Below are 21,798 nucleotides of genomic sequence, written 5' to 3' on the forward strand. Positions count from 1 at the left end.
TATTTATATGCAGATATCCATTTATTGATACAATTACTGTCATCTCTTTTTATCGCCTAGTTTTTATCATATAGCGCGATACCCACTTTATAATCAATAGGCCTATTATGGCAAAACCTACCTATTTTTATGGCATTCATGCGATTGATGCCTTACTCGAATATCGTCCTTTAGATGGGCTAAGCTTGTTTGTGCAGCAAGGTCGTGAGACTGATAGCCATGTACAAGCGATTATGGCGCAAGCACGTGACAATGGTATCAGTATCCAACCCACGCAAAAAGACAAACTCACGCAATTGTGTGGCAGCCCGCAGCACCAAGGTGTGGTGCTGAATGCGCGTCCTTTAGGATTTGCTGATGAAGGCTTGCTTGCTACCCTTGCTGGGCGTGACCAATGCTTATTATTGGTCTTAGATCAAATTACGGATGCACATAACTTTGGTGCTTGCTTGCGTACCGCAGTGGCGATGGGTGTGGATGCCGTGGTTTGTCCGAAACATCATGCGGCAAGTCTGACACCAACAGTGGCTAAAGTATCAGTCGGTGCAGCAGAGATGATGCCGATTATTAGTGTTACCAATCTGGCACGTACGCTCACGCAAATCAAAAATGCTGGGGTATTTGTGTTTGGTACAGCGCTTAATGCGGATGCCAAACCCATTCATGCTGCTGATCTGACTGGCAAAACAGCCATTATCATGGGTTCAGAAGGTGAGGGGATGCGTCGCCTGACTATGGAGAGCTGTGATGAGCTGGTGTATATTCCGATGTCAGGAAATGAGCATGGCAACCTTCAAAGTCTAAATGTGAGTGTTGCCACTGGTATGGCGCTATATGAAGTCAATCGACAGCGTACTTTAGCTGCTGGGCAAGCTTAAGATATTCTTGGTGTAATGGCGCTAATTGCACATACAGAGCCGCAAGATCACTTTCGTTGAGCACCACATCATCTGCATGACGATTACGCTCTTCGCGGCTCAGCTGATTCACCATGATGGCTTTGATTTTTTGTATGCTTTGTTCGTCGCGCTGACTGGCACGCGCAATCTGCGTATCTTCGGTGGCATCCATTACTAAGATACGTTGGCATAAATTGGCAAGCCCTGCTTCTGCTGCTTCAATAAGTAAAGGCGCTGACAATATCACGTAAGGCGAAGTACTGGTTGCCAACTGTGCTTTTGCTGCTTCGCGTATCGCTGGGTGAGTGATGGCTTCTAACTCAATCAATGCCTCAGGATGTGAAAAGACGTGCGTTCTTACTGCCACTCGATCCATTGATCCATCACTATTCAAAACCCAATCACCAAATTTTTTCTGGATTTTGTGCAGAGTGGTGCTACCTTTAGCGACGACTTCATGGGCAATTACATCCGCATCGATAATGTCAATGCCTTGCTCAGCGAACCAAGCACTCGCAGCGGACTTACCACTACCGATACCACCCGTTAAGCCAACTACTAAGGTTTTGCTTTTCTTTTGAGGGGTCTGGGGCTTATGAGAATAAGGTGAAGATGCTTGTTTTGACATAATAATGACTTATCTGCTCGATATAATGACAGTGATGGTTATAAGCTAAGAAAGTATTTTGGTGTCTATTTTAAGATTTGGTATCTGCTTGAAAAGGAGCGACCGAAATACTTTCTAGGACAATTTAGTAAGTATACATGCCGAGATACCAGTTGACGATATCTGAGCCATATAATAAAGCAACAATACCAGCGATAGCGATATAAGGACCAAAGGCAAACGGCTTGCTTTCACCCTGTTTCTTCATCAAAATAATCCCAACGATTGAGCCTAATAGAGAAGACAATAAAATAATCAATGGCAACATCATGGGTCCAAGCCAAGCACCTAATACTGCCAATAATTTGAAATCTCCCTGCCCCATACCATGCTTTTTAGTGATTAGATAAAATATCTTAACCACTATCCACAATGACAAAAATCCTAGCAATAAGCCCCAAATTGACTGGGTAGGTGAGACAAACCAGCCTTGTGAATTCACTGCTAATCCTAAACCTGCTAATGGAAAGGTCAAGCGATCAGGCAGTAATTGGGTATCAAAATCAATACCGGTTAAGGCAACCAGCGTCCATACCAAAATCATGGCCGACAAGCCAGCTGCAGTTACGCCAAACTGATAAATGACTAATACTGACAGTAGGGCTGTTGCTAGCTCGACTAGTGGATAACGCAGTCCAATCGCAGCTTTACATTCTGAGCAACGGCCACGTAGTATTAACCAGCTAATTAACGGTATGTTTTCGTACCACTTTATTTTGTGGGCGCAATGAGGGCAGCGTGAGGCTGGTCGACTCAAAGTAATCGGCTGGTCAGCTGCTACGATATTTGTTAGGGGCAGAGTGTGTTCGCGAGGCATGTCTGCTTGTTCTGACATAAACTGGCTGCACTCTTGTCGCCAACTATAAACCATCATCAGCGGAATACGGTGGATCACCACATTTAAAAAACTGCCAACACAAAGACCTAATAGGCCGAATATGCCTAAAGCGATAGGCATATTATCTTGTAATAACTCTATAAATTGCATGAACAAGCTGTCCTTTAAATAGCTTTTAGCCTACTACTGCGCCCATCTGGAAAATCGGTAAATACATGGCAATCACCAAGCCACCTACTAATACACCGAGCACTGCCATAATCATAGGCTCCATCAAGCTAGTTAGACCATCAACGGCATTATCGACTTCGTTTTCATAATATACTGCTACTTTATCAAGCATCTCTTCTAAGCTACCAGACTCTTCACCGATGCCAACCATTTGAATAGCCATACTTGGAAATAAATTAGTAGAACGTATTGAAAACTGTAGCTGTTGACCAGTAGAAACATCATTTTTGATTTGCTGAGTGGCATTATAAAATACAACATTATTGGTTGCACCCGCTGTAGAATCGAGGGCATCAATAAGCGGCACGCCTGCAGCAAAGGTCGTCGATAGTGTACGAGCAAAACGCGCAATAATCGCTTGATAAGCGATATTGCCAAATACTGGAACCTTTAAAACCGCACGGTCTAAAAAGTCACGGAATTTCTTAGAGCGTTTTTTCGCCTCTGAAAAGCCAACGATAGTACCGCCGATAATGATGATTAAAATAAACCACCACGCCTGCATCCACTCAGACATATTGACAACCATTTGGGTAAAAGCAGGCAGCTCTGCACCAAAAGATTCGAATAAATCTGAGAAAACTGGAACTACTTTTATCAATAGAATCATGGTGACAATGATAGCGACTACGATGACTGCAATAGGATATTTTACTGCTTTTTTAATTTTAGATTTGAGTAATTCACTTTTTTCTTTATAGGTCGCGACGCGTTCAAGCATGGTTTCCAGTGCACCTGACTGCTCACCAGAATCGACGAGTGAACAAAACAGATCATCAAAATAACGCGGGTGCTTGCGTAATGCTGAAGCAAAGGTTCCACCCGCTTCAATGTCAGATTTTATTTGTAATACCAAGTCTTTCATACTGGGGTTATCAAGTGAGTCAGCAACAATCTCAAAGGATTGGGTCAATGGCACGCCCGCTTTCATCATAGTAGCCAATTGACGGGCAAAAATAGCAATATCCATGGGTTTGATGGATTTCTTGAAAGTGTAAAGCGGCTTCGGTTTTTTCTTAATACCTTTGACGCTGATACCTTGTTTGCGTAAAGTCGCTTTTGCTAACTCTAAACTACGGCTGGTGGTCTCCCCTTTTACTTTTTGTCCGCGTCGATTCACCCCATCATAGACAAAGTCTAACAGCATGTCGGTCTTCGCTTTTGCCATGTTACTACCCTCAAAATATTGTCTAATATAGATATTGCAAAGATGTACAACGATGCCTGACTAATTACATAAAAAAGGCATACTTTATTTTAACGTAAAAAACCAGTATAACTCTGTTTTATATTTAAGTATATCTGGTAGGGATTATTGCTAATTTATAAAAGTCTGTACGATTACCACCCATCATATAAGTCCTCATATAAATAATGGCATTATTCATATAAGAGTGATTCTGAACTTTCGACTATACTTTTCACCATCGCACTGACAAAGACTGCTTTTTAGATAGCTAAAGATTAAAAAGTAGTTGGTTAGTCGCTTTGAACGTTCCCTTTCAGCAATCAGCAGTGCTTTTTTCTGTGCGTATTTGACCTGTAAAAAAGCAAACATCCTTACTCGGAAGTAACGCGCATCATTTCTTGAATACTGGTTACGCCTTGCAAGACTTTTAAAATGCCAGAGCGACGCAGGTCTCGGAAGCCATTTTTAAGTGCAGCGTCTTTAATATCTATCGCGTTACCGTCTTCCATAATGATGCGTGAGATATCAGGGCTGACTTTCATGACTTCGTAGATACCGACTCGTCCTTTATAACCTTCACGGCATTCATTACAGCCTACTGGCTCGTGAATGATATTGTCTGGATTGTCCAAATCGGCGTCTGTAAAGCCGAGCTCAAGCAGACTTTGCTTAGGGATGTTAATAGGTTTTTTGCAGTTTTTACACAAACGTCGTGCTAGGCGCTGGGCGATAACCAAGTTCACTGAAGTCGCGATATTAAAGGAGGCCACACCCATGTTACGCAGCCGCGTCAGTGTTTCAGGTGCTGAGTTGGTATGTAGGGTTGAGAGCACCATATGCCCTGTTTGCGCTGCTTTAATTGCAATTTCAGCAGTTTCAAGGTCACGAATCTCACCAACCATGACAATATCAGGATCTTGGCGTAAAAAAGATTTGAGGGCATTTGCGAAAGTTAGACCCACTTTTGGATTGACGCTGACTCGATTGATCCCCTCCAAGTTAATCTCCACTGGATCTTCAGCAGTGGATATGTTGGTCGCGCCAGTATTTAAAATATTAATACCAGTATAAAGCGACACGGTCTTACCAGAACCAGTTGGTCCCGTGATAAGCAACATACCTTGCGGTTTATGCAGTGCCTCTAAAAACATATCTTTCTGATCAGGTTCATAACCGAGCGCTTCAATACCCAACATCGCTGAAGAAGGATCCAAAATACGAAGTACAAGTTTTTCGCCAAATAGGGTAGGCAGACAGCTTACTCGAAAGTCGATGGCTTTATCTTTAGATATCTTGAGCTTGATACGTCCATCTTGTGGCACACGGCGCTCTGAAATATCCATCTGCGACATGACTTTTAAACGGGCCGCAATTTTCCCAGCCAGTTGTACAGGTGGATTGGCCATTTTTTGCATCACCCCATCGACACGAAAGCGAACGCGATAGGTTTTTTCATAGGGTTCAAAGTGCAAATCAGAGGCGCCCATACGAATGGCATCAACCAGCATTTTATTAACAAATTTTACAACAGGTGCTTCCTCGACGCTATCACTAAGCTTGGTCTCGCTTTCCTCTTCTTCACCTTCATCAAAGCCAATATTTAAATCGCTATCAGAGAAGCTATTAAAATTTTGCATGGTATCAGCGTAAAGACTTTCAATACGCTTTTTTAACTTATCTTCTTCGACGACAATAGTTTCAATAGACAGCCGTGAATTAAAAGCAATAGCGTCGATTGCATCCACACGAGTTGGATCACTCAATGCGACGAATAAACGCTGTCCTCGTTTGAATAGTGGCAACGCATTAAATTTACGAACGATTTTTTCATCTACTAAGTCTTTTGGAATGACATCAATATGTAAGGCATCAAGGTCGAAAAGAGGATCACCAAAAGCTTGTGACAACATCTGCGCAAGATGATAAGCATCTGCCAATTTATTGTCGACTAGGTAGGGCACTAGTCCTACTTGTTGCTGTTGCGATTCGGTCTGCGCGATTTTCATATTCGCTTCGCTGACGATACCTTCGCTGATTAGCTGGTGCGCTAAACCACCATATTTGCTCGTGGTGATAGACATTACGACTTCTCCTTAATACCCCATATGCTATATATTTGTCTGAAATCCATACACTTCTGAGAGCCACTTACTATTATAATTTTTAACAGATACCTGCTATAAGTCATTGTTAGCCTTTGGGCTATCATTAATAACAGTCAATGCAGAGATGCTCTTACAAGAGATTTAGCAGAGAAAGCGTTTTAATAGTGTAGGTCATCAGTAGCTTGGTCATTAGATTGTTGATAATGTTCTGTTATATATAGACACAATACTATAAAACATTACTTTAGTTTAAAGGTTTTATATGAACGATTGAGTGCTTGACCCAAAAAATTATAGCTTGAGACAATGTCTAGAGCGTATCCTCAATTTAATAGACTATCCTCTAAATAAGTTGAAAATGGTTGGATTTTGCCAAACATCGTCGAGTAGCCTATCAATATCTCGATAATATTTGCGCTACTTTCATTGTTTGATATCAATTTATCTCATTTTCATCATAATTTTTTAGAGTGAGGACAAGCCCTAGTAAATATTCGCACTGACTGTCTGTTTTTCTGCTGGCGGCAGCATACTATAGCACTTGGGAATTATTTGTTATACTGGCGCGCATATTAGCCAAATTGGCAAGAATAGATGAAACAAGGTAGATGAGTATGCAAGCTTGGGTAATTGGTAATTGGAAACAAAATCCAGCAACGAGTCACGACGTCGATTTGTTGTTGAATAATTTGTTGACTACGATTGATGCTAAAGAGCAAGCCGACACAGAACGGTCAAATAGTCGCTGTCAGTTGATGGTGGCACCAAGCTGTATTCATCTGGCAGCTGTCAGTGCGCGTTTAGCCGGTAGTTCGATATTGAGTGCAGCGCAAGACGTCAGTGCGCATAGTGCTAGCGTTGGCGCTTATACAGGCGATTGCTCAGCACAGCAAATAGCAGACGCTGGGGCAACTTGGACGATACTGGGTCATTCTGAGCGTCGCCAGTATCATAGCGAGTCTCACGATACGTTATTGCAAAAAGTGACTCACGCACTCACCCAAGGTTTGGGTATGGTATTTTGTATTGGTGAAACTCAGGCTCAATATGATGATAAGCAAACCCTTGACGTAATTGACACTCAGTTATCAGTCATAAAAGAAGTAATTACTACTCAACCAGATCTCATATCATCACTATCTAATCGCCTGATCATTGCTTATGAGCCAGTGTGGGCGATTGGTACTGGCAAAGTCCCAACCGTGAGCGAAGTCAGTCAAACGCATCAGCATATTAAGCAAACCATCACAGGCTTTGCAGAATCACTAAAGGTAATGAGTGTGCTATATGGTGGTAGTGTCAATGCGGACAATGCTGATAGCTTTGCCGCAGATCCTATGATTGATGGGGCATTGGTTGGCGGCGCATCATTAAAGGTAGAGAGTTTTTTGGCAATTGCCAATGCCTTTAGTCGAGCTAAAGACTAGTTAATAGAGATAAAACGTGCATTTCATAGCGGTCTCGATTATAAAATGTCTTTATCAGTTGGCAAAAGTAGGTTTAACAGTGCCCTTGCAATCGTGTACAATGCGCCTTATTTATATAATCGATTTGGCAGCATTACCCGTCAATTGCTATTCCTATTAACCGTAAGATTTATTTTCCGTTATCAGTCGTCATTACGCGGCAAAAGAGGCCACCATGTTTACGTTTATATTAGCCCTGCATATTATCGTGGCGATTGCCATGATCGGCTTGATTTTGATACAGCATGGTAAAGGGGCAGACGCTGGAGCTTCTTTTGGCGCTGGCTCGTCAGGTACGGTCTTTGGTGCGGCAGGAACAGCGAACTTTTTAACGCGTGCGACAGCAGTCTTAACAGTGATATTTTTTATCACCAGTATGACGCTAGCCGTTCATGCGCGCAAACAGGCTGAAGATCAGTTCCGTTTAGATGCACCTGTGTCAGCACCACAAACGCCGCGTCCATTGACACAGAATTCTCAATAACTGTACTTTAAAGACACTTGCCTTTACTAGCTGTCTTTAGTCATTGCCTTTTAATTGAGGCAGCTCTTGCTATTTTGAGGCGTTAGATTTACAATGCTTTTCTGTTTTAGCAGTCTGATTCTATCGATGCCTACCTTAAGCATCTATTATGATAGATTAGATAGTAATAATAGAGCAGTGAAAAATGCGATTGTGGTGGAATGGTAGACACGCCATCTTGAGGGGGTGGTGGCGCAAGCTGTGGGGGTTCAAGTCCCCCCAATCGCACCAAGTTTTTAAAGTTGTAACGTATTGAGTGCGGCGTTAGTAATATAGGTAAGAAATTTAGTTTAATTTATTTAAAATAAAGATTGACACTTATATAAAATCTCCCTATAATACGCACCATAGATTGATGCGGGGTGGAGCAGTCTGGTAGCTCGTCGGGCTCATAACCCGAAGGTCGTTGGTTCAAATCCAGCCCCCGCTACCACTTTTTATACTGATGTTTTGTACACTAAATTTGTCAGTAACGATTAGCCCACCATTATGTTTGTGGGTTTTTTTGTATCTGATGGTCAGTGGTATCGCGGTATCTATCCTACTTATGCTAAGCTCTAGTTCTATAGAGTGCGATATTATTCGTTATTGGTTGTCACCTGCCGCTATCGGCGCGCTGCTTCTTAAGCACACTATCCTTTATTCCTCACTCTTTTATCGATAGTACTGCTTTGTGAATAATAAAAGCATTGTCTGGCTGAGCTTGATGTTTTTTGTGCTCATCCCTATATAAGCGCATATCATATAAAATAATATGTTTGTGATTTAAGATAATATAATGATTGTGTCTCTCACTAATAAATAAACTCCATGAGTGAGCGACAATTACGCGGTTTACTAAGTACGATAGATACGTGAATAGGAAAAGATAAATAGATTATGAAGCTTTCAACCAAAGTTACAGAACTAACCAATATTATTGCTCCTGCCGTCGCGGCTTGCGATGTGGCATTATGGGGTATCGAGTTTGCACCGCAAGGCAATCGCTCTTTATTACGCATCTATATTGAGGCATTGCCAGAAGAGCAGGCTCAAAATAAACAAGTAACCATTGAAAACTGTGCAGCAGTGAACCATCAAGTGAGTGGTATTCTTGAGGTTCATGATCCGATTGCTGGTGAGTTTATCTTAGAAGTCTCTTCACCAGGTTTCGACCGTGCATTCTTTTCCGATGAGCAGATGCATGCCTATGTTGGTCAAACCGTCAGCTTGCGTTTAATACAAGCGATTGGTGAAGGTGATCAAAAACGTCGCAAAGCGACAGGTACTTTAGATAGTATCGATGCAAATGTCTTAAATCTGACATCAAGCGATGGTCAGCAGTTTGAGATTGCACTGAGTAATATTGATAAAGCCAATTTGATTTATGAAGATGCCTAAGCTTTTGTACAGCTTGGTTTGATTTGAAAACTTGAAGTAACAAATCATCCATCAGCATTTTAATATCCAAACAGCTTATATAGCTTACGGTGAAAATATAATAGCAATACATAAATTATAAAATTTAAGTCAATTAAAAATGATAGGACAGGTATAGCATGAGTCGTGAAATCTTAACGGTAGTAGAAACTGTCAGTAATGAAAAGGGCTTAAATCCTGAAGATATCTTTGAAGCGATAGAAGATGCTTTGGTGGTATCGACTAAGAAAAAAGTATACACCGAACAGCCAGAAGTGGCAGTACGGGTTGCTATTGACCGTACAACGGGCGATTATGATACTTATCGTTACTGGACAGTGGTTGCAGATGAAGACCATGAAATGCCGGCTTGTCAGCTAGCCATCAGCGATCTTGATCCAGAAGAATGGTCAATCGGTGATGTCAAAGAAGAACAGATTGAATCGATTGAGTTTGGTCGTATTGCTGCGACGCAAGCCAAACAAGTCATCATCCAAAAGATTCGTGAAGCTGAGCGTAATTTAGTAGCAGATGCTTTTGAGCCACGTGTTGGCGAGATGATGTATGGCGAAGTCAAGAAGCAGACTCGTGATGGCTATATCATTGATCTAGGTGACAATGCCGAAGGCTATTTGTCACGTGATCAGATGCTGCCGCGTGAGCAATTACGTGCAAAATCACGTATCAATGCCATTTTGTATCATGTAAACCGTGAAAACCGCGGCGCTCAGTTGCTACTGTCTCGTACTCATCCTGAAATGCTTTCAGCATTGATGCAAAAAGAAGTGCCTGAAATTGCCGAACAAATTATTGAAATCCGCAACGTCGCGCGCTTGCCGGGTACTCGTGCTAAAATAGCTGTGAAAACCAACGATCATCGTATCGATCCAGTTGGTGCTTGTATTGGTATGCGTGGTACACGTATCCAAGCCGTACAGCAGGAGCTTGATGGCGAACGCATTGATGTGGTGGTATGGTCAGATGATCCAGCACAGTTCATTATCAGTGCTTTAGAGCCAGCTGACGTCAGTAGCATCATCTTGGATGAAGATACGCAAACGGCTGATATTATCTTTAGCACCAATGATCAGTTGGCGCGTGCGATCGGTTCACAAGGTCAAAACGTACGTTTGGCGTCTGAGCTAACGGGCTATAAGCTTAATATGATGCTAGAAGAAGAATATCAGCAGCGTCAACAAAACGAATCGAAAGCCTTTATCGAATTATTCTATGAACGTTTAGAAGTGGATAAAGACTTAGCGCAAGCACTGGTCGATATTGGTTTTACCAGTATTGAAGAAGTGGCTTACGTACCAGTTGAAACCTTTTACGATATCGAAGGTCTAGACGATGAAGCGATTGAGATGATTCAAGAGCGTGCAAAAGAAGTCGTCATCGCTGATGAGCTGGTCAAACAACAGAACATGAAAGAGCCAAGTCAAGAGCTACAAGAGCTTGAAGGTATGACAGTCAATTGGGCTTATAAAATGGCACAAAAAGACATTATTACCGTTGATGATTTGGCAGAACAAGCAGTCTTCGATCTCGAAGATATCGAAGGTTTAGACTCTGAAACCGCAGGAAAACTCATCATGAAAGCTCGGGAATCTTGGTTCAATGAATAAGCGGTAACTGCATATCGCTGTCTTTTAGTGATATGCTATCGATAATAAAGTGCTGGTATGAACGCAGTACCAATACCAGCCTTACCCCAATCATTTGTAGCCAACAACTGAATTGAACATATAGCAAATAATAGACAGTAGGTGATAATAAATGGCAGATAAGACCGTCAAAGAACTGGCAGATATGGTAGGCAAAACCGCAAGTGCTGTACAACAGCAATTGGTAGATGCTGGACTGCCTGCTCGTGCAGAGGGTGACCTAGTCACTGAGCTTGAGCAAGAGAAGTTGGTGACGTATTTAAAGCAAAGTCATGGTCAGCAAGAAAAGCGTCGTATTAGTCTTAAATCTAAGACAACTAGCACTGCGCGCGTGACCGGCTCTTCAGGTAAATCTAAGAGCGTCAATGTGGAAGTGCGTAAAAAGAAAGTATTTGAAAAGCCTGATCCAGAAAAAATGGCTGAAGAGTTGGCTGCGCGTGAGCAAGCGATGATTGAGTCGCAAGCGCGTGCTGCTAAAGATGCTGAAGAGCGTGCTGCTACTAAGAAAAAATCTGAAGAACGTCAAGCTGCAACCTTGGCGGCAATGCGTGCAAGCTTAGGCTCTAGCAAAAAGTCAGATGATAAAAACGACGATATCTCAACCTCAGTGGTTGTGAAAAAAGGTGGCAAAACCACTGTCGAAGTCAAACCTAAAGACCAACCGAAGAAAAAAGTTGCAGCGACGAAACCGAAAGTTGAAACGGCAGTTGAGCGTAAAGCGCGCGAAATGCGTGAGAAAGAAGAAGCTCGTTTACGTGAAATCGAAACAGAAACACGCCGCGCTCAAGCTGAAGAAGCACAGAAACGTACGCTTGAACAAATGCGTAAAATGGCTGGAAAATATACAGATCAGCCTGCTTCTGAAGTTCGTAAAGACGAGCCACTAGCAGAAGGTTTGGTTGGTGATGCCTTAGAAGAATCGTTTGAAAAAGAACGTCGTGAAATCAAGCGTGGCACCAGTAGTACTAGTGCTCGTGGCCGTGGTCGTCGTAAGAATCAAGATGAGCGTGAGATCAAAAACCGTAAAAACGGTTTGCGTTCAACGCAAGCATCACAGCATAAGTTCGAAAAGCCTGTTGAAAAAATTGTTTACGATGTTGAGATTAGTGAACAAATTACCGTTGCAGATCTTGCTCAACGTATGGCAGTTAAAGCGCGCGAAGTCACCAAATTGCTTATGAAAATGGGTGAGATGGCTCGTGAGTCAGATACGATTGATCAAGCGACAGCAAGTTTGCTCGTTGAAGAGATGGGTCACAATCCAGTACTGGTTAGTGATACTAAGGTTGAAGACGATCTACAAGACGCCGTTGATGAGCGTAGCAGTAACGTTCAAACTCGTCCGCCAGTCGTCACAATCATGGGTCACGTCGATCACGGTAAGACATCATTACTTGATAAAATTCGTGAAACAAAAGTGGCAACTGGTGAAGCAGGTGGTATTACTCAGCATATCGGTGCTTATCACGTTAAAACCGATCGTGGTGTGATTACCTTCCTTGATACTCCAGGTCACGCCGCCTTTAGTGCTATGCGTTCACGCGGTGCACAGGCGACTGATATTGTTGTGTTAGTTGTGGCCGCTGATGATGGTATGATGCCGCAAACAGCAGAAGCTATTGATCATGCCCGTGCTGCTGGTACACCAATTATCGTTGCAATTAATAAAATGGATAAGCCAAGCGCTGATCCAGATCGCGTCCTTAATGAATTAACTGCTAAAGAAGTTGTTTCAGAAGAGTGGGGCGGTGATACCCCAATGGCTCGCATCTCAGCCAAAACTGGTGATGGTATTGATGAGCTGTTAGAACTTATTAGCCTACAAGCTGAACTAATGGAGCTAGAAGCACCGTTAGATGGCGCTGCTCAAGGTGTGGTCATTGAATCAAGACTTGAAAAAGGGCGCGGTCCAGTTGTTAGCGTCTTAGTTAAAAAAGGTACATTGAAGCAAGGCGACTTGGTATTGGCCGGCGAGCATTACGGTAAAGTTCGTGCGATGACTGATGAACATGGTAAGCGTATTCAATCAGCAGGTCCTTCTATCCCTGTAGAAATTTTAGGCCTACCTGAAACACCAGCAGCTGGCAGCGAGTTCTTAGTCTTAACCGACGAGAAAAAAGCTCGCGAAGTGGCAGAGTTTAGAAGCAACCGTGAGCGTGAGCGTCAACTTGAACGTCAGAATGCCATGCGTTTAGAAAGCATGTTTGATCAGATGGAACAAGGCGATGTGTCATTCTTGAATATCGTATTGAAAACCGATGTTCGTGGTTCGCTTGAAGCACTGCTTTCTGCATTGAATGAGCTATCAACTGATGAAGTTAAAGTCAGAGTAATCAGCTCAGGCGTCGGTCCTATCTCTGAATCTGATGTGACACTTGCAGAATCTAGCGAAGCGGTATTGTTAGGTTTCAACGTTCGTGCTGATGCGACCGCACGTCGCAAAGCGGATGCCGCCAACATGGATATCCGTTATTACAGCGTTATCTATGGTTTGATTGATGATGTCAAAGCAGCTATGAGTGGTATGCTTGCGCCAGAACATCGTGAGAAAATCCTTGGTGTTGCAGACGTTCGTGAAGTATTCCGTTCTAGTAAGTTCGGTGCTGCTGCTGGTTGTATGGTGGTTGAAGGTACAATTTATCGCAACAAACCGATCCGCGTATTGCGTGATGACCAAGTTATCTTTACCGGTCAATTGCAATCATTGCGTCGCTATAAAGAAGACGTTAATGAAGTACGTACTGGTATGGAATGTGGTATGGCTGTTCGTGGCTATGATGTCGAAGCTGGCGATAAGATCGAAGTCTTTGAAATCCAAGAGTTTGCACGTACTATCTAACGTTACAGTTCGATAGCAGGATATCTAATCATGCAATATGCTTAATCAGCTGAGCAGGTTAGTATCTTCTTAATATCTAGCTGTACTTAGGCCTAACAGGTACATCCTGCTAGGCCTTTTTTACCAACTATTAGTCCTAAAATTTGTTAATGAGCCAATATATCAATCAGTGAAAATAAGCCATATTAAAGTAAGGTAAAAATATGAACCAACGTCTACAACGCTTAGCCGACCAAATTCAGCGTGAGCTTGCTGTTCTCATCCGTGATGCAGTCAATGACCCTCGTTTAACTGGTTTTGTCACTATTTCTAGTGTCAAAGTTAGTCCTGACTTAGGATATGCTGATGTCTATGTCACCATCATGGAGCCTGAGCTTAATGATTCCATGAATAAGACCAATCATGAAGAGAGTATCAAAGTACTTAATAAAGCGGCGGGCTTTTTGCGTACTGAATTGAGCCATAGTCTCAAAACACGTACCACACCACGCTTGCGTTTTCATTATGACGAAGTGACTGCTCGTGGTAATTACATGATGGATTTAATCAGTAAAGCAGTTATTAAGACTGAAGAAAATGAGTCTGACGAGCAAGAAAACGAAGAGTAGAAGGGTAAAAGTCGTTATGTCTATCGCATCTACGCAAGCGGATAAAAAGTCTAGTAATCACTTTAACAAGATTAAAGTCTCGGGTGTTATTTTAGTCGACAAGCCTCAAGGTATGACCTCTCAGCAAGTCGTATCGAAGGTGAAGTATCTTTTTAAGTCGCCAAATCATGACAGTAAAAAAGCGGGGCACACAGGGACACTTGATCCAATGGCAACCGGTCTATTGCCGATTTGTATGGGTGAAGCGACGAAATTTAGTCATTATCAGCTAGATGCAGATAAATCTTATCAAGCAACTATTCTACTTGGTGGTCAAACTGATACTGGTGATGCCGATGGTCAAATCGTTGCACAAGCACCCATTCCAAAATTTGATGATGTACTTTTAGACAAAGTCGCCCAGCAGTTTTTAGGTGCCCAGCAGCAGATACCACCGATGTATTCTGCACTAAAAAAAGATGGCAAAAAACTCTATGAGTATGCTCGTGCTGGTATTAAAGTAGAACGAGCGCCTAGAGATATTGTAATCAAGGCCATTGATTTAAAAGCGCTTGATCATGAGAAAATTCAATTGACAGTGACCTGTACTAAAGGGACTTATGTGCGTGTACTTGGTGAGGACATCGCCAAAGCGATGGGTACATTAGGGCATTTGACTGCATTACGCCGTACGCAGGTTGGTGATTTTAAAATCAATGATGCGATTACTTTGTCAGACTTGGAAGTATTAGCGTTTGATAACAGGCAAGAGCAATTGATGCCGGTAGATGCTTGCATTAATATTGAAGCTGAGATGGTATTGACGGTTGAGCAGTGTGAGCGTATACACATGGGTCAACGTTTGAATGTATTTGAGCAACTGACAGACAGTCTGCGCGACTATATTTCAACTAGTATCAGTCATCAGTCGTCTGTGTCAGAAAACAACGATATTCAACTAGATAGTGATATTGTGAGTAGTGACGATGACCAACAACCCTTGATCCATGAGATTCCAGTTGATATTCGTTTGATAAATCAGCAAGGTCAGTTTCTTGGATTGGGTGCCGTAAGTCTCAACGGTAGATTGCAGCCTAAAAAATTAATCCAGCGTTAATGTTACGGTTCTTATATAACCCTCGTTTAAACACGATTTAGCTTACTAATAGTTTACACTAATCACATATCCTCACATTTTATTGCAGGTTTCACCTATGGTGGAACCTGTTTTTTTTGTACTTTAGATCTACCGGATAGGAAGTCTGGATAGAAAAATAAATCGAACTAAGACTCTAAGAATAAGAACATAAAAAAATAATAAGATAAAAAGTCATATATCAAAAATAAAAACTAGGTTCGAAAGAGAATGTTTAATAGGAACAAGATGGGTCAGAGGAAGACTATACAGCCAATAATAACAACAACTCATAAAAATAAAGTATGAATAATAAAACAACTAAAAGAAAATCACTCATAACGAAAAAAGGAATATCATGAAAACCATCGCTTTTTTACTACACAATAACTTCGAGCAAGCAGAATACGAAGAGGTTAATAACCAACTCAAAGATAAAGGTTACAAGACACTTCTTATAACCACAAATAAAGAAAAAGAAGTGCAAGCCATGCAGCAAGATGTAGACAAAGGCGACACCTTTATTGCTGATATTTTTGCAAAAGACGCAAGCATTTCTGATTATGATGCGTTGGTACTACCAGGTGGTACTGTCAATGCGGATACGATTCGTGGCAATGAAGAGGCTCATAGTATTATCAATGCTATCAATGATGCAGGCAAGCCATTAGCTGTCATTTGCCATGCTCCTTGGGCACTTATCAATACAGGTATTGCTAAAGGTAAAACACTTACTGCTTATCATACGTTGCAGATAGATTTAGGAAACGCTGGTGCAAAATTTGTAGATCAAACAGTACAGGTAGACGGTAATTTGATTACCTCACGTAATCCCGATGATATCAGCAATTTCGTTGATGCTATTGATAAGGCGTTATCTTAATTTTTCTACCCATTTACTGAATAATTAATTATTTATATTTCTTAAACATTCACAACCGTAACTGAGGAAAATATTATGTCAAACTCTAACCCAAACGATACCAAGCTTGAGCAACAACGTTCTGAATCAGCAACTGCAGCGCTTAAAGGCCAAACTGAGAACAGTCATATTGAAGATAGTGAAGCCGCAGCAGATCGTATTGCAGACAATGTAAAAAACGCTAAAAAAGACAAGTAGGATATGTAACGTGTCATCCATAATAAGGTGACACTGATATATTTGCTGATTATCTCTACATCTCAATATCACTGATGACATTTGCATCTCAATGTAAAAAGTATAAAGCAGCTAATTCAAAAAATAATAATTTAGGAGCTAATATGAGTAATTCATTGAATAACATGGATGAGCAAGAAAAAGAGATTGAAAGGCTTGCAGAAGACATTAATCCTAGTGAGCATGCTACTCCTGATAGTTTAGCAGAAGTTACCACAGCTGCACCGCTTGAAGATGATGAGTTAGGCGGTAACGCAACGGAAAATGACGTCAAGTAATAAGCAAATTCTATTGCCTATTGACGGATGATTTAACTATAAAAAATAAATCTGACTTTACAAGTATTATGAAAAACTGCTGCTAGTTCAGCAGTTTTTTGTTATAATCACCGTCACATTTACATTAGGTTGAGATAAGACATCGTGCTTCATAGGCTGTCCAAAACGGATAGTTATATTAAGTGGTCTCTCATCGCCGCTTATTCTAGATGGTCGTTATGACTAATTAGCTTGTCGTACACTAGGTCAACTCTAGTAATGCAGGGTTGTCCTGAATGATGTGCAGGCTATTTTATTTACTATTCTACTGCTTTAGAACTTACTCAAATTCGAGAATGTCTTAAAGCTTTTAGCATTGCCGGAGATATTTATGCTAACTAATACCGATCGCGAACAAATCATTGCTCAATACCAACGTGGCGAAAATGACACTGGTTCTCCAGAAGTTCAAGTAGCACTATTGAGTGCTCGTATCAACGATTTGCAGAACCATTTTAAAGCACATAAAGCTGATCATCATAGCCGTCGCGGTCTTATCCGTATGGTTAACACGCGTCGTAAATTGCTTGATTACCTAAAAGGTAAAGATCTTGGTCGTTACACCACGCTTATCAGCCAGTTAGGTCTACGTCGTTAATCTAACGACAATAGTACGAGTGGATGCTAAAATAAAAGAAGCCATCATATGGTGCTATTTTAGAATTTTTGCTGAATCGCTTGGAACTTGCTTGTTGCTATCGATAAAATAGATTTTTCTAAAAACGGTGTGGAATAGTTTCACGCCGTTTTTTTATGCTTATTCATTTTCAAGATTGATTTTGGATAGCATTGGTTATAAAGACCAATTCAAAGTAGGTAATAGACGTTTTCGTAAAAACAGTAATACTAGAGCCTAGAGCTAAGTGTTTTCTATCGATAATTGCTGTGTTCCGCAATTCATTGGTCAATGGCTATAAATCACTGTAAAATAATGCCTTGTGAGTTTGATAGCATATCTACTACATATATGGTGACTATTTATAAAGTACCTGTTGCTTAGCTTATAGAATAGCTAGCTGCGCTAATATCCAACTCTCAAAAGCGCAGAAAAATAGCCTGTAGGGTTTTTAGCACCGAAGTCTTTTGACTTAAGGTCTTTTTGATAGTATTTATAGTAAAGCCAAAATTGAATGACCAAATATACACAATAGTACGATGTCTAGCACCGATAGGCATATGGAATAACTAGGTAATGTTATTGGCACTGGTTGAGATGATTTCTGAGAGAAAGACTGTCAATTATTAGTCATATACACTAGTAGTCACATACACAGAATTTTAATGAAAAATATCAGCTTTTTATAATGCTGATATTACTTTCGTCAGTCAACATTAGGAAGATTATATGACAATGTTTAACACCATTAAGCGTGAATTTCAGTATGGCAACCAACAGGTTGTGATCGAGACAGGTCGTATTGCTCGTCAAGCAAACTCTATCTTAGTACATATGGGCGGCGTTACGGTACTTGTCGCAGCAGTGGTAAAGTCAGAGGCTAAAGAAGGTCAAAACTTCTTTCCGCTAACGGTCAACTATCAAGAAAAAATGTATGCAGCGGGCAAAATCCCAGGTGCCTATGGCAAACGTGAAGGTCGTGCAAGCGAGTTCGAAACCCTAACCTCACGCTTGATTGACCGCCCGATTCGTCCGCTATTCCCTGAAGGTTATGTTAACGAAATTCAAATTACGGCAACGGTTGTTTCATCAGATAAAACTCAGTCTGCAGATATCGCAGCCTTAATCGGTGCTTCAGCAGCATTGGCCATCTCTGATGCACCATTCAATGGTCCTGTCGCAGCTGCCCGTGTTGGCTTCATCAACGGCGAGTACATCCTGAACCCAACAATTGAGCAGCTTAAAGAGAGTGATCTTGATTTGGTTGTGGCTGGTACGAAATCTGCGGTACTAATGGTTGAATCTGAAGCAGCAGAGCTGTCAGAAGATCAAATGCTAGGCGCGGTATTATATGGTCATCAGCAACAGCAAATCGTTATTGATAACATTGCTTCAATGGCAGAAGAAATCGGTACTGCTAAGCAGCAGTATACTGCCCCTGAGCGTGATCAAGCGCTTACCAGCAGCATGAAAGAGCAGTTTGGCGAGCAAGTTGCTGACGCTTATACGATTACTGATAAGCAAGCGCGCTACACTAAGCTTGATGAAATCAAGCAGTCAATTATTGATGCACTTGCTGGTGATGCTGAGTCAGAAACTTACGCTGATACAGTATCTGAGCTTAAAGAAATCTATGACGATCTTAAATATCGTACGGTTCGTGACAATATCTTGTCAGGTAAGCCGCGTATTGATGGTCGTGACCTTGAGACTGTTCGTGCCCTTGACGTACAAGTTGGTGTATTGCCATACACGCATGGTTCAGCATTGTTCACACGCGGTGAAACGCAAGCATTGGTTACGACCACGCTTGGTAACAGCCGTGATGTCAACATGATTGACTCACTAGGTGGCACGATTCGTGACCATTTCATGCTGCATTACAACTTCCCACATTTCTCAGTTGGTGAGACGGGCCGCGAAGGTATTCCAAAACGTCGTGAAATTGGTCATGGCCGTTTAGCACGCCGTGGTGTACAAGCGATGCTACCGGATAGCGAACGCTTCCCGTATGTCATCCGTGTGGTATCAGAGATTACTGAGTCAAACGGTTCATCTTCTATGGCGTCTGTTTGTGGTGCAAGTTTGGCATTGATGGATGCTGGTGTTCCACTAAAAGCACCAGTTGCTGGTATCGCCATGGGTCTGGTTAAAGAAGGTGAGCGTTTCGCTGTACTATCAGACATCTTAGGTGATGAAGATCATCTTGGCGATATGGATTTTAAAGTTGCTGGTTCTAAAGATGGTATCACTGCGCTGCAGATGGACATCAAAATCGAAGGTATTACGCCTGACATCATGGAGCAAGCGCTTAAGCAAGCCCATGCCGGTCGTATCCACATCTTAGATGCGATGAATAAAGTATTGCCTGAGAGCCGTACTGAAATCAACGCTCATGCACCAAACTATGCGGTTATCGAAATCAATCCGGACAAAATCCGTGACGTAATCGGTAAAGGCGGCGCGATGATTCGTCAGCTAACCGAAGAGACTGGCGCAGTTATCGATATCGATGATGGCGGCACGATTCGTATCTTTGGTGAAAACAAAGCGGCAACTAAAGCAGCTATCGGTAGAATCGAAGCGTTGACGGCAGAAGTTGAAGTGGGCAAAACTTATGAAGGTACGGTTGCTCGTATCGTTGATTTTGGCGCGTTTATTAACGTCTTGCCAAACACTGATGGCTTGGTACACATCTCACAAATCGCTGAAGAGCGCGTTGAGAATGTTTCTGACTACCTAAAAGAAGGTCAGATCGTTAAAGTCTTCGTCCAAGACGTTGATAACCGTGGTCGTATTAAATTGACTATGAAAGGTATCGAACAAAGCTAATCGATATCTAATATAGTCAACATCTAAAAACCGCTTTAAGTCTCTCGTCATGAGTGCTTAAGGCGGTTTTTTTATGGGTGTAAAATCTTGTTTGCAGTAGAATATCTTATTAAAGTAACTGGCCTATATCAAAGTGATTGGTCTATATTAAAGTCTTTAGGAAGGTGAATATCGATACGAAGTTTTGGCAAGTCTTGTAGGTGCTGTAAGAGTAACGGTAAGATATCAGCATGCCAGTCTAACGCAAGTGAGCCTGCGTTTGCTAAATTGGCTGCGTTAGACACGTTAGCTGTCTCATTTCGTGAGTGGTTATGAATAAGTGGGCGTGCGAGGAGGGCAATTCTACGAATACCTTGATAACGGATAAGCGGGATAAGCTGCTCAGATAAATCATTCAATGCGGCAATTAACCATTGTGACCGTGTGGGGTGGTAAGGATGATTTGATACCACAAGATTAGCAATATAACTAGGCTGATTGCCATTACTGCTGATGCTTAAACCAGCTTGCTCAAGCACGCGTTTATGCAGTAAGCAGCTGCCAACACTCAGACTGCCATCGCGGCATGCGCGATAGTAACGTTGATAATTATCAGCAAATAAAGTTTTAGCTTTTGTGAGAACAGGGTCTAAAAGAATCCCTGCAGTATTGACTGGTAGAATAAGCAGCTGCGCGCTACTATTTAAGATAGGGGCGTGGGTAAGTTGCAAAGTCGCCATTGTCAGCCCCTTGATAAAAGTCTAAATAATGAGCTACTGGTTGTCGCCGTTTGTCTCGGCTTCTAATTGCGCTATTTGTTGTTCAAGTAGGGCGATTTGCTCTGCTTTCATATCAGTTAATTGCTTGTTCATCGTCAGTTGTTCAGCAGCCAATTTTTCTTGTTCGGCTAAGCGCTTACGCTCGTCTTCTAAGCGATCTATTTCTTCTTTGGCAAGACTATCTGTTTCTGGCAAAGCCGCATTTAAGATGGCATCAGCATTAGGTATTTGATTAACTGTGGTTGTCTCATTAGTATTTGACGTTAAGTCACTATTGTTTAAACTATTGTCATTATTACCTAAGGACGTAGCATCTAATTGGGTAGCGCTATCTGGTTCGGTAGTCGACGGTGTACTTTCGATAGGCGCAGTATTAGTGTCTATCGAATTGTTTTTCCAGACCAAGTAGCCAATCAATAATGCCGCTAATATAATAATTGACCACCATTTCTGGCGTGACTTAGAGGGCTTTTTTTTCAGTGATTTGGTTGACAGAGGACGCATTTTTTGGCTTTTCATACTATAGTCGATTTATGTTAGAAATATAAGTAGCCATACTATAGCAAACTCAAAAT

19 protein-coding genes and 2 tRNA genes are annotated in these 21,798 nt (G+C 41.7%); 15 read left to right on the forward strand and 6 right to left on the reverse strand.

Going from position 1 to position 21,798, the window contains the following annotated elements; genetic code table 11:
* Positions 1–107 precede the first annotated feature (107 nt).
* Entirely contained in the window at positions 108–878 is a 771-nt protein-coding gene (gene rlmB, locus JMV76_RS04180) for a 23S rRNA (guanosine(2251)-2'-O)-methyltransferase RlmB (RefSeq protein WP_055123702.1), read from the forward strand.
* Here rlmB and coaE read toward each other — a convergent pair.
* The 4 genes from coaE to pilB all read right to left on the reverse strand — a co-directional run bounded on the left by coaE (position 841) and on the right by pilB (position 5,905).
* Positions 841–1,527: a dephospho-CoA kinase gene (gene coaE, locus JMV76_RS04185; RefSeq protein ID WP_045454863.1), complete on the reverse strand. Its 687-nt coding sequence runs from the start codon at positions 1,525–1,527 to the stop codon at positions 841–843. The two genes, rlmB and coaE, sit on opposite strands and share 38 nt — an antisense overlap.
* 124 nt (positions 1,528–1,651) lie before the next feature.
* Positions 1,652–2,554 carry a prepilin peptidase gene (locus tag JMV76_RS04190; RefSeq protein WP_201501749.1) on the reverse strand — a complete coding sequence of 301 codons (903 nt, stop codon included), beginning with the start codon at positions 2,552–2,554 and terminating at the stop codon, positions 1,652–1,654.
* A gap of 25 nt (positions 2,555–2,579) precedes the next feature.
* Positions 2,580–3,803: a type II secretion system F family protein gene (locus JMV76_RS04195; protein WP_045454865.1), complete on the reverse strand. Its 1,224-nt coding sequence runs from the start codon at positions 3,801–3,803 to the stop codon at positions 2,580–2,582.
* Positions 3,804–4,195: 392 nt separating this feature from the next.
* Entirely contained in the window at positions 4,196–5,905 is a 1,710-nt protein-coding gene (pilB, locus tag JMV76_RS04200; RefSeq protein WP_201501750.1) for a type IV-A pilus assembly ATPase PilB, read from the reverse strand.
* Positions 5,906–6,543: 638 nt separating this feature from the next.
* Between pilB and tpiA the strand changes: the two genes are divergently transcribed.
* The 14 genes from tpiA (at position 6,544) to pnp (ending at position 20,465) form a co-directional block, all read left to right on the forward strand.
* Positions 6,544–7,356 (forward strand): triose-phosphate isomerase, encoded by an 813-nt coding sequence (gene tpiA / locus JMV76_RS04205; protein WP_201501751.1) that lies wholly within the window; start codon positions 6,544–6,546, stop codon positions 7,354–7,356.
* A gap of 214 nt (positions 7,357–7,570) precedes the next feature.
* Positions 7,571–7,879: a preprotein translocase subunit SecG gene (gene secG / locus JMV76_RS04210; protein WP_045454869.1), complete on the forward strand. Its 309-nt coding sequence runs from the start codon at positions 7,571–7,573 to the stop codon at positions 7,877–7,879.
* A gap of 186 nt (positions 7,880–8,065) precedes the next feature.
* Positions 8,066–8,149 (forward strand) — tRNA-Leu (locus tag JMV76_RS04215).
* A 125-nt stretch (positions 8,150–8,274) separates the two neighbouring features.
* Positions 8,275–8,351: transfer RNA gene (locus JMV76_RS04220), tRNA-Met, on the forward strand.
* 446 nt (positions 8,352–8,797) lie between these two features.
* A complete protein-coding gene (rimP, locus tag JMV76_RS04225; protein WP_045454872.1) occupies positions 8,798–9,298 on the forward strand; it encodes a ribosome maturation factor RimP in 501 nt (166 codons plus the stop codon).
* A gap of 158 nt (positions 9,299–9,456) precedes the next feature.
* Positions 9,457–10,941: a transcription termination factor NusA gene (gene nusA, locus JMV76_RS04230; RefSeq protein WP_055123697.1), complete on the forward strand. Its 1,485-nt coding sequence runs from the start codon at positions 9,457–9,459 to the stop codon at positions 10,939–10,941.
* Positions 10,942–11,092: 151 nt separating this feature from the next.
* The gene (gene infB, locus JMV76_RS04235; protein ID WP_201501752.1) at positions 11,093–13,819 is read left to right on the forward strand and encodes a translation initiation factor IF-2; all 2,727 of its coding nucleotides are present in this window, start codon (positions 11,093–11,095) and stop codon (positions 13,817–13,819) included.
* Between the two features lie 203 nt (positions 13,820–14,022).
* Positions 14,023–14,427 carry a ribosome-binding factor A gene (locus tag JMV76_RS04240; protein WP_045443024.1) on the forward strand — a complete coding sequence of 135 codons (405 nt, stop codon included), beginning with the start codon at positions 14,023–14,025 and terminating at the stop codon, positions 14,425–14,427.
* Positions 14,428–14,443: 16 nt separating this feature from the next.
* Positions 14,444–15,523, forward strand: a complete 1,080-nt coding sequence (truB, locus tag JMV76_RS04245) for a tRNA pseudouridine(55) synthase TruB (protein ID WP_201501753.1) — start codon at positions 14,444–14,446, stop codon at positions 15,521–15,523.
* Positions 15,524–15,899: 376 nt separating this feature from the next.
* Positions 15,900–16,424 (forward strand): type 1 glutamine amidotransferase domain-containing protein, encoded by a 525-nt coding sequence (locus JMV76_RS04250; protein WP_201501754.1) that lies wholly within the window; start codon positions 15,900–15,902, stop codon positions 16,422–16,424.
* Between the two features lie 75 nt (positions 16,425–16,499).
* Positions 16,500–16,661, forward strand: coding sequence for a hypothetical protein (locus JMV76_RS04255; protein ID WP_201501755.1), 162 nt, complete (start codon positions 16,500–16,502; stop codon positions 16,659–16,661).
* Between the two features lie 143 nt (positions 16,662–16,804).
* Positions 16,805–16,978 carry a hypothetical protein gene (locus JMV76_RS04260; RefSeq protein WP_201501756.1) on the forward strand — a complete coding sequence of 58 codons (174 nt, stop codon included), beginning with the start codon at positions 16,805–16,807 and terminating at the stop codon, positions 16,976–16,978.
* 370 nt (positions 16,979–17,348) lie between these two features.
* On the forward strand, positions 17,349–17,615 hold the full coding sequence (gene rpsO / locus JMV76_RS04265) for a 30S ribosomal protein S15 (protein WP_045443035.1): 267 nt from the start codon (positions 17,349–17,351) through the stop codon (positions 17,613–17,615).
* 747 nt (positions 17,616–18,362) lie between these two features.
* A complete protein-coding gene (pnp, locus tag JMV76_RS04270; protein ID WP_201501757.1) occupies positions 18,363–20,465 on the forward strand; it encodes a polyribonucleotide nucleotidyltransferase in 2,103 nt (700 codons plus the stop codon).
* 128 nt (positions 20,466–20,593) lie between these two features.
* Here the strand turns inward: pnp and JMV76_RS04275 are convergent, their stop codons facing one another.
* Both JMV76_RS04275 and JMV76_RS04280 read right to left on the reverse strand, forming a co-directional pair.
* Positions 20,594–21,184 carry a hypothetical protein gene (locus JMV76_RS04275; RefSeq protein ID WP_045454879.1) on the reverse strand — a complete coding sequence of 197 codons (591 nt, stop codon included), beginning with the start codon at positions 21,182–21,184 and terminating at the stop codon, positions 20,594–20,596.
* A 33-nt stretch (positions 21,185–21,217) separates the two neighbouring features.
* Positions 21,218–21,742 (reverse strand): hypothetical protein, encoded by a 525-nt coding sequence (locus JMV76_RS04280; protein WP_201501758.1) that lies wholly within the window; start codon positions 21,740–21,742, stop codon positions 21,218–21,220.
* Positions 21,743–21,798 lie beyond the last annotated feature (56 nt).

The sequence above is a fragment of the Psychrobacter cibarius genome, assembly GCF_904845955.1.
GTDB lineage: Bacteria > Pseudomonadota > Gammaproteobacteria > Pseudomonadales > Moraxellaceae > Psychrobacter > Psychrobacter cibarius_B.

Coding starts and splice junctions, on each gene's coding strand:
- rlmB (WP_055123702.1), top strand. CDS start 108: ATGGCAAAACCTACCTATTTTTATGGCATTCATGCGATTGATGCCTTA.
- coaE (WP_045454863.1), bottom strand. CDS start 1,527: ATGTCAAAACAAGCATCTTCACCTTATTCTCATAAGCCCCAGACCCCT.
- JMV76_RS04190 (WP_201501749.1), bottom strand. CDS start 2,554: ATGCAATTTATAGAGTTATTACAAGATAATATGCCTATCGCTTTAGGC.
- JMV76_RS04195 (WP_045454865.1), bottom strand. CDS start 3,803: ATGGCAAAAGCGAAGACCGACATGCTGTTAGACTTTGTCTATGATGGG.
- pilB (WP_201501750.1), bottom strand. CDS start 5,905: ATGTCTATCACCACGAGCAAATATGGTGGTTTAGCGCACCAGCTAATC.
- tpiA (WP_201501751.1), top strand. CDS start 6,544: ATGCAAGCTTGGGTAATTGGTAATTGGAAACAAAATCCAGCAACGAGT.
- secG (WP_045454869.1), top strand. CDS start 7,571: ATGTTTACGTTTATATTAGCCCTGCATATTATCGTGGCGATTGCCATG.
- rimP (WP_045454872.1), top strand. CDS start 8,798: ATGAAGCTTTCAACCAAAGTTACAGAACTAACCAATATTATTGCTCCT.
- nusA (WP_055123697.1), top strand. CDS start 9,457: ATGAGTCGTGAAATCTTAACGGTAGTAGAAACTGTCAGTAATGAAAAG.
- infB (WP_201501752.1), top strand. CDS start 11,093: ATGGCAGATAAGACCGTCAAAGAACTGGCAGATATGGTAGGCAAAACC.
- JMV76_RS04240 (WP_045443024.1), top strand. CDS start 14,023: ATGAACCAACGTCTACAACGCTTAGCCGACCAAATTCAGCGTGAGCTT.
- truB (WP_201501753.1), top strand. CDS start 14,444: ATGTCTATCGCATCTACGCAAGCGGATAAAAAGTCTAGTAATCACTTT.
- JMV76_RS04250 (WP_201501754.1), top strand. CDS start 15,900: ATGAAAACCATCGCTTTTTTACTACACAATAACTTCGAGCAAGCAGAA.
- JMV76_RS04255 (WP_201501755.1), top strand. CDS start 16,500: ATGTCAAACTCTAACCCAAACGATACCAAGCTTGAGCAACAACGTTCT.
- JMV76_RS04260 (WP_201501756.1), top strand. CDS start 16,805: ATGAGTAATTCATTGAATAACATGGATGAGCAAGAAAAAGAGATTGAA.
- rpsO (WP_045443035.1), top strand. CDS start 17,349: ATGCTAACTAATACCGATCGCGAACAAATCATTGCTCAATACCAACGT.
- pnp (WP_201501757.1), top strand. CDS start 18,363: ATGACAATGTTTAACACCATTAAGCGTGAATTTCAGTATGGCAACCAA.
- JMV76_RS04275 (WP_045454879.1), bottom strand. CDS start 21,184: ATGGCGACTTTGCAACTTACCCACGCCCCTATCTTAAATAGTAGCGCG.
- JMV76_RS04280 (WP_201501758.1), bottom strand. CDS start 21,742: ATGAAAAGCCAAAAAATGCGTCCTCTGTCAACCAAATCACTGAAAAAA.